This is a genomic window from Micromonospora sp. MA102 (genome assembly GCF_025460765.1).
In the GTDB taxonomy this organism is placed as follows: domain Bacteria; phylum Actinomycetota; class Actinomycetes; order Mycobacteriales; family Micromonosporaceae; genus Micromonospora; species Micromonospora halotolerans.
In genome coordinates, this window is the sequence record NZ_JAMWEG010000024.1 from 90,745 (window position 1) to 97,599 (window position 6,855).

8 protein-coding genes are annotated in these 6,855 nt (G+C 73.4%); 3 read left to right on the forward strand and 5 right to left on the reverse strand.

The features are described 5' to 3' along the window. Positions 1–136: 136 nt before the first annotated feature. From NFX44_RS30800 to NFX44_RS30810, 3 genes are all read right to left on the reverse strand, one after another. Positions 137–1,549 carry a PhoH family protein gene (locus tag NFX44_RS30800; protein ID WP_262287107.1) on the reverse strand — a complete coding sequence of 471 codons (1,413 nt, stop codon included), beginning with the start codon at positions 1,547–1,549 and terminating at the stop codon, positions 137–139. Between the two features lie 342 nt (positions 1,550–1,891). Then, on the reverse strand, positions 1,892–2,320 hold the full coding sequence (locus NFX44_RS30805) for a hypothetical protein (RefSeq protein ID WP_262287108.1): 429 nt from the start codon (positions 2,318–2,320) through the stop codon (positions 1,892–1,894). Continuing rightward, positions 2,317–2,658 (reverse strand): hypothetical protein, encoded by a 342-nt coding sequence (locus NFX44_RS30810; protein ID WP_091260344.1) that lies wholly within the window; start codon positions 2,656–2,658, stop codon positions 2,317–2,319. The genes NFX44_RS30805 and NFX44_RS30810 overlap by 4 nt, the downstream gene beginning before the upstream one ends. Positions 2,659–2,922: 264 nt before the next feature. Here NFX44_RS30810 and NFX44_RS30815 point away from each other — a divergent pair, with 264 nt between their 5' ends. From NFX44_RS30815 to otsB, 3 genes are all read left to right on the forward strand, one after another. Beyond that, entirely contained in the window at positions 2,923–3,363 is a 441-nt protein-coding gene (locus tag NFX44_RS30815; protein ID WP_262287109.1) for a helix-turn-helix transcriptional regulator, read from the forward strand. Positions 3,364–3,526: 163 nt separating this feature from the next. Then, positions 3,527–3,880 (forward strand): hypothetical protein, encoded by a 354-nt coding sequence (locus NFX44_RS30820; protein WP_091314007.1) that lies wholly within the window; start codon positions 3,527–3,529, stop codon positions 3,878–3,880. Between the two features lie 70 nt (positions 3,881–3,950). Then, the gene (otsB, locus tag NFX44_RS30825) at positions 3,951–4,775 is read left to right on the forward strand and encodes a trehalose-phosphatase (protein WP_262287110.1); all 825 of its coding nucleotides are present in this window, start codon (positions 3,951–3,953) and stop codon (positions 4,773–4,775) included. A gap of 9 nt (positions 4,776–4,784) precedes the next feature. Here otsB and NFX44_RS30830 read toward each other — a convergent pair whose 3' ends face one another. Then, entirely contained in the window at positions 4,785–5,555 is a 771-nt protein-coding gene (locus tag NFX44_RS30830) for an isoprenyl transferase (protein ID WP_262287111.1), read from the reverse strand. 113 nt (positions 5,556–5,668) lie between these two features. After that, on the reverse strand, positions 5,669–6,841 hold the full coding sequence (locus NFX44_RS30835) for a geranylgeranyl reductase family protein (protein ID WP_262287118.1): 1,173 nt from the start codon (positions 6,839–6,841) through the stop codon (positions 5,669–5,671). Positions 6,842–6,855 lie beyond the last annotated feature (14 nt).

Consider the following 6,855-nt stretch of genomic DNA (forward strand, 5'->3'; position numbering starts at 1 on the left):
GGACGCGTCGAGCTTGGAGGTGTCGAAAGCGCTCGTTGGACACCATTGCGCACAGTGAGGCGGTTGGGAAACCAAGGACGCCGATTGTGATCTGCACCACAAGGCGAATGCCGCCAAAACCGGGCAAAGACCCACCTCAGAGCGGGATGTCCTCCAGCAGATCGGTGACCATCGCGGCGATGGGCGAACGCTCCGAACGGCTGAGAGTGACGTGCGCGAAGAGGTGATGGCCCTTCAGCGTCTCGATCACGGCGGTCACCCCGTCGTGCCGACCGACCCGGAGATTGTCCCGCTGGGCCACGTCGTGGGTCAGCACCACCCGCGACCCCTGGCCGATGCGGGACAGGACGGTGAGCAGGACGCCGCGCTCCAGCGACTGCGCCTCGTCGACGATGACGAAGGCGTCGTGCAGGCTCCGGCCGCGGATGTGGGTGAGCGGCAGGACCTCCAGCAGCCCTCGCGAGGTGACCTCGTCCAGCACGTTCTCGTGCACCACCGCGCCGAGCGTGTCGAAGACGGCCTGCGCCCAGGGCGACATCTTCTCCGACTCCGAGCCGGGCAGGTAGCCCAGCTCCTGGCCGCCGACCGCGTACAACGGGCGGAACACGACCACCTTCTTGTGCCGCCGGCGCTCCATCACCGCCTCCAGGCCGGCGCAGAGGGCCAGGGCGGACTTGCCGGTGCCGGCCCGGCCGCCCAGCGAGACGATGCCGATCGACTCGTCCAGCAGCAGGTCCAGCGCCACCCGCTGTTCCGCCGAGCGCCCGTGCACGCCGAACGCCTCACGGTCGCCCCGCACCAGGCGGACGGTCTTGTCGGGCAGCACCCGGCCGAGCGCCGAGCCCCGCGCCGAGTGCAGCACCAGGCCGGTGTGGCACGGCAGGCCGGAGGCGGCGTCGAGGTCGAGCGTCTCGCCCGCGTACAGCCGGCCGATCTCCTCCTCGGCCAGCTCCAGCTCGGCCATGCCGGTCCAGGTCGGGTCGCTGGCCTGGCCGTGCCGGTACTCGTCGGCCCGGAGGCCCACCGAGGCCGCCTTCACCCGCAGCGGCATGTCCTTGCTGACGAGCGTGACCTCGCGTCCCTCGGCGGCCAGGTTGAGCGCCACGGAGAGGATCCGGGCGTCGTTCGACTCGTTCCGGAACCCGGGCGGCAGCACCCCGTCGTCGGTGTGGTTCAGCTCCACCCGGAGGGTGCCGCCCTGGTCGTTGGCGGGCACGGGCCGGTCCAGCCGGCCGTGCCGCACCCGCAGCTCGTCCAGCATGCGCAGCGACTGCCGGGCGAACCAGCCCAGCTCGGGGTGGTGGCGTTTGCCCTCCAGTTCGGAGATCACCACCAGCGGCAGCACCACCTCGTGCTCGGCGAAGCGGTGGAACGCCGCCGGGTCGGAGAGGAGGACCGAGGTGTCGAGGACGAAGGCCGGGCCGGCTGGTCGGGGCTCCTCGGTGCCGGCGGCCGGTGCGGCCACACGGCGGCTGCGGGTGGTCCGGCGGGTCGGGGCGGTCGCGGCCGGGGTCTGGTCGGCACCGGCGGGGGTACGGCGAGTGGTCACAGGCCTGCTCCGCGGATGGGCACCCGGCCACCCGAGTTCCGCCTCTTCCGGTGCCCGGTGGGACACGGGGTCGGATGCGGGCCCCGTGCGCGAGGTCGCAGGTCCGGGCTGTCCGGCTGGCCCGGGAAAACCCCGCGCCATGCCTAGACGCTAATGGCCGCGGGCCCGGTCGGCTAGTGGTGCGAGTGGATCACCCGTACGAGGGATGACCGGCGCGGCGGTACCGGCCGGGATGCATGCCCCCTGCGCGCATCCCGGCCGGTGGGGCCGCCGTCACCGGTCTGACTGCGGCTCCGACGGTGCGCGTCCGCCGCGGACGGCACACCGTGTCCTGGGCGGGCCTCAGCCCTGCCGCCGGACCAGGGTCCCGGTCCGCGGCCCACCGCCCGCCGTGCCGAACGACGAGCCGGTGTACGTGGTGCCCTGCCGGGTGGCCAGGCCGCCGAGCTGGGCGGTGGCGGTGGTCCGCCGGGCCGGGCCGGTGGCGGTGCGGGCGGTGACCGCGGCGGGGACGGCGGTGCCGGCGAACGGCGCGGTACGCCCGGCCGGTGCGGTCACCGCGGCCGGGGCCGGGCCGGCCAGCGCCGAGGCGATCGCGGCCTGGGCGTCCCGGCGGCGCCGGTTCCAGGCGCCCCGGTCACCGTCGAAGTAGCCCTGGCGGTAGCCGAACCGGTAGCCGATCCGGTAGCTGAGCTGGCCGTGCAGCCGGCCGGCCGCGTAGCAGGTCGAGCCGAGCACGAGGACCAGCACGACGGCGAGAAATGGGCTCATCGCTCGTCCGCCCCGGGCAGCGGGTCGACGACCAGCAGCCGCTCCAGGTCGGCGGTGCTGACCTCCTCGACCAGCTCGACGCTGATCCGGCAGCCGTCGACGATCACCTCGGCCACCGAGGCCCGGCGGATCTCACCGCCCGCCTCGTAGACCCGGACGCTCAGCTCGGGACAGCCGAGGTGGGTCCGCCAGGCGTCCCACTCGTCGCGGTCGCCGACGCTGAGGGAGAGGTAGCGGCAGCCCCGGGCCAGGTAGAGGCGCCAGGGGGCGCTCAGTCCTGCGGTCACCCCCTCCGCGATCAGGCCGAAGGCCTGCGCACGGGTCGCGAGCTCGGTCATGAGACCCCCTCGACACCCGCGGAGTGACGCATGTGAGCACTCGTCGTCTCATGCACGTGACACACCGTAAGTTGTCTCATGAGCGTGACAGTATCAGCTTTTCGTCTGTTTACCGCCGTACTGGCGTCGATCTATTCTGCCCGGGTGACACCCCTCAGAAAGAGCTCTGGATCGTTTACCGGAAACGGTGGATCACCGTCACGTCGGCGTGACAGCAGCGTGCCGGGCGGTGCCCCGGAGACCGACTGGCCGTACCGTCACGGGGTGACCGAGACCGCGAACGCACGGAAGATCGCCTTCGCCACCTTCGTCCGCCGCGCTCTGGAGGACGCGCGCGCCATGCGGGCCTGGAGCGGCACGGAGGTCTCCCGGCGCACCGGCGTCTCCCGCCAGACCATCAACCGCTGGGTCCGCGGCGACTGGGCCAGCGACCCCGAGGCCGAGCGGGTGGTCGCGTTCTGCGAGGGGCTGGGGCTCAACCCGGCGGTCGCGTTCGTCGCCCTCGGCTGGGACCGCGCGGCCGCCCCCCGCGCCACCCCGACCCCGCCGCCCATGGACCCCGACGTCGAGGCGCTGCTGCGCCGGCTGGTCGACCCGGACGTCTCCGACGCGGAGAAGTTCCACATTCGAGAAACCATTCGTTATCTCGCTTATCGCCCAACCCTCCCGGTCGATGTCCGAAATAGGGGTAAACAAGCCGGGTAGTTCCTCAGATGGCGAAAGAACGGAAGGCCAGACCCGATCGTTTCGCCTCGGGGCCGGATCGGACACGCTAGCGTCCACGTTTGTACTGCTAAGGGCTCGTCATCGGCGGGGGGACGGGACACAGCCGAACCCAGCCCTGCGGGACAGAAGGAGGGGTCTGTCCATGACCCTGAAATGGTTGGCAGTCGTGGTCGCGGTGGTGTCGGTGACATCGTGCGTGACCGGCAACGTGGTGGTCGGCGTACTGGACGGCGGGCAGCTTCCCCTGGTCGTCAACCTCTTCGCGCTCATCACGGCCGGAACCGCGGTGGTCCTCGCCGTCGTCGCCGAGCTGCACGACCGGCTCAACGACCGGGTCAGCGCGCTCACCGAGTTCCTGGTGGCGCGGCTCAACGAGATCGAGGCGCACACCGGCGACCGGAACACCGGCTTCGTGGAGGGCTACCTGCTGAGCCACGGGCAGGAAGCGGCCGTGGTGCCGTTCGGGCGCCGGGGACGGGGAGCCGCCGAACGCTGATCATCCGCGTCGTCCGGACGTCACATCTCGGCCACGAATACGCCGCTGTGACCGGGGTACGCTGTCGCGCGTGCCGCCGTTGAATCTGGGCAACCAGCAGCCGAAAACCCCGTTGGACGCCGCGCACGCGTGGCGCGCCACCGCCGCCCGCGCGCGCGACGTGGTGCTCTTCTTCGACTTCGACGGCACCCTCGCCCCGGTCGACGACGACCCGACCGCGGTCCAGCCCGCGCCGAAGGTGCTCGCCGCGCTGGAGGCCCTGGCCTCCCGGGTACGCCGGATCGCCATCGTCTCCGCGCGCCCGGTGGAATTCCTCCGCGACCGCCTCGGCGGCCTCGCCGGCATCGACCTGTACGGCCTCTACGGCCTGGAGCACAGCCACTCGGGCGGCGAGACCGTCACCGAGCCGGCCGCCCTGCCCTGGGTGCCCACCATGGCCGAGCTGGCCGAACGGGCCCGCGCCGAGTTGCCGCCCGGCGCCCTGGTGGAGTTCAAGCGGCTCTCCGTCGCCCTGCACTGGCGCACCGCGCCGCAGCTCGGCGACCTGGTGCAGGAGTGGGGCCGGGACCAGGCCGAGCGGCTGGGCCTGCGCTGCCAGGCCGGGCGCATGGTGCTGGAGCTGAAGCCCCCGGTCGACCGGGACAAGGGCATGGTCATCGGGGAGGCGGTCCGGGACGCCGGTGGCGCCTGGTACTTCGGCGACGACGTCTCCGACATCAAGGCCTTCTCGGCGCTGCGGGCCCGGGCCGCCGCCGACCCGGAGTTCATGGGCGTCTGCGTCGCGGTGGCGAACCCGGAGACCGGTCACGAGGTCGCCGACGCCGCCGATCTCACCCTGGACTCCCCCGCCGCGCTCGGCGACTTCCTCACCGAGGCGCTCCCCCACCTGCGCTGAGGCCCGGCCTCAGGCGCCGTAGCGGCGCTGCCGGGTGGCGTAGGAGCGCAGGGCGCGGAGGAAGTCGACCCGGCGGAAGTCGGGCCAGTTGAGTTCGCAGAAGTAGAACTCCGAGTGCGCGCTCTGCCAGAGCATGAAGCCGGAGAGCCGCTGCTCGCCGCTGGTCCGGATGATCAGATCCGGGTCGGGCAGGCCCTTGGTGTAGAGGTGCTCGGAGATGTGGTCGACGTCGATCGAGTTGGCCAGCTCCTCCACCGTGCCGCCGGTGGCGGCGTGTTCCAGCAGCAGCGAGCGGACCGCGTCGGCGATCTCCCGCCGGCCGCCGTAGCCGACCGCGATGTTGACCTGCGCGCCGCCGCTGCGCTGCCGGGTGCGTTCCTCGGCGGCCTTGAGCGCGGCGGCGTGGTGCGCGGGCAGCACGTCGAGAGCGCCGACCATCCGCAGCCGCCAGGGGTTGCCCTCCTCGGCCAGCTCGGTGGTGAGGTCCTCGATGATCTGGAGCAGCGGGTCCAGCTCGGCGGCCGGCCGCGAGAGGTTGTCCGTGGAGAGCAGCCAGAGCGTGACGTGGCCGACACCGGCGGCGTCGCACCAGCGCAGCAGCTCCTTGATCCGCTCGGCGCCCATCCGGTGGCCGTCGTTCGGGTCGACGAAGCCCATCTCCCGGGCCCATCTGCGGTTGCCGTCGCACATCACGCCGACATGCCGGGGCACCGGTTTGCCCGCGAGCTTCGCGGTGAGCCGGCGCTCGTACACGGAGTAGAGGAGTTTCCGCAGAGTCATCACCTTGCAGGGTAGCGACCCGCGCGGAAGATCAGTGTCTCGGTGGCGCATGGCGGACGGCTTCAGGTCGCAGCCCGGCGTCAGAGCGGCCTTCATTCGGTCCGGAGCGCCGCTCAGCGGCGCGGAGGCCGGATTGTGGCCGCCGGCCGAGCTGACGCCGTCGTGCCGGTGAGACCCGCACCGATCATGGCGAGGGTGCGGGCGTCGAGACGTCCGTCACCCAGCCCCAGCTCGACCACGGTCCGGTAGACCCGCTCGTCGCGGCGGGCGGCGCGCACCGCCGCGTCCACCACCCACCGCCGCCGGGCCAGCCAGGCCGCCACCGAGCTGTGCCGCAGGTGGGTGCCGAGCCGGCGGCGCAGCGCCTCGGCGTACCGGCGGGCCGCGGCGGCCGGGGCTCCGGCCGCCGCGGCGCCGGCCAGGGCACCGGAGCGCAGCGCGTAGAAGATGCCCTCGCCGGTGAACGGGTTGATCAGCGAGAGCGCGTCGCCGGCCAGCACCACCCGGCCCCGCCCGGGAGCCGGCCGGTGCGTGGAGAGCGGCAGGTGGTGGGCGCGCAGGTCGGTCACCGCAGCCGGGTCGGTGCCGGGGAGCAGGGCCGCCAGCCGGTCGAGCAGGTGGGCGCGGGTCAGTGGCTCGCCCCGCAGCACCTCCCCGTACCCGACGTTCGCCCGGCCGTCACCGATCGGGAACGACCAGGCGTACGCCGGCCAGCGCGGCGACGAGGTGACGATGAGCTGCTCGGGCGGGCCGGGTCGGGCCGGCGCGTAGCCCCGGATGGCGAGCGCGAGGTGCCGGTCGGGGTTCACCGGGTGGCCGAGCGTCCGGCGCAGCACCGAGCCGGCCCCATCCGCCCCGACCACCGCCCGGGCGGCCAGTTCCCCGTCGAGCACCACCCGGTCCTCGCGCACCTCCACGGTGCGTACGGTGTGCCGCCGCAGCTCCGCCCCGGCGGCGGTCGCCGCGGCCACGAGCCGGGCGTCGAACACCTGCCGGGGCACCGTGTACGCGGGCCGGGGCAGCGCCCGGGCCACCGTCTCGCCGCCGGGGCCGACGAGGCGCAGCGCGGGCAGCGGGGCGTACCCGTCGACCGCCCCGGTCACGCCCAGCTCGGCGAGGACGTCCAGCGCGTGCGCGGCGATGCCGTCCCCGCACGCCTTGTCCCGCGGGAAGTCGTACCGGTCGAGCAGCAGGACCCGCTCCGCGCCGGCGCGCCGCGCCCCGAGCGCGGCGGCCGCCCCGGCGGGCCCGGCCCCGACGACGATCACGTCGTACTCGTCCCCCACCCCGCCATCCTCCC

Excerpts from the sequence above, each read along its gene's own strand:
- NFX44_RS30830 (WP_262287111.1), bottom strand. The coding sequence starts at position 5,555 with ATGACTCTGCGGAAACTCCTCTACTCCGTGTACGAGCGCCGGCTCACC.
- NFX44_RS30820 (WP_091314007.1), top strand. The coding sequence starts at position 3,527 with ATGACCCTGAAATGGTTGGCAGTCGTGGTCGCGGTGGTGTCGGTGACA.
- NFX44_RS30810 (WP_091260344.1), bottom strand. The coding sequence starts at position 2,658 with ATGACCGAGCTCGCGACCCGTGCGCAGGCCTTCGGCCTGATCGCGGAG.
- NFX44_RS30805 (WP_262287108.1), bottom strand. The coding sequence starts at position 2,320 with ATGAGCCCATTTCTCGCCGTCGTGCTGGTCCTCGTGCTCGGCTCGACC.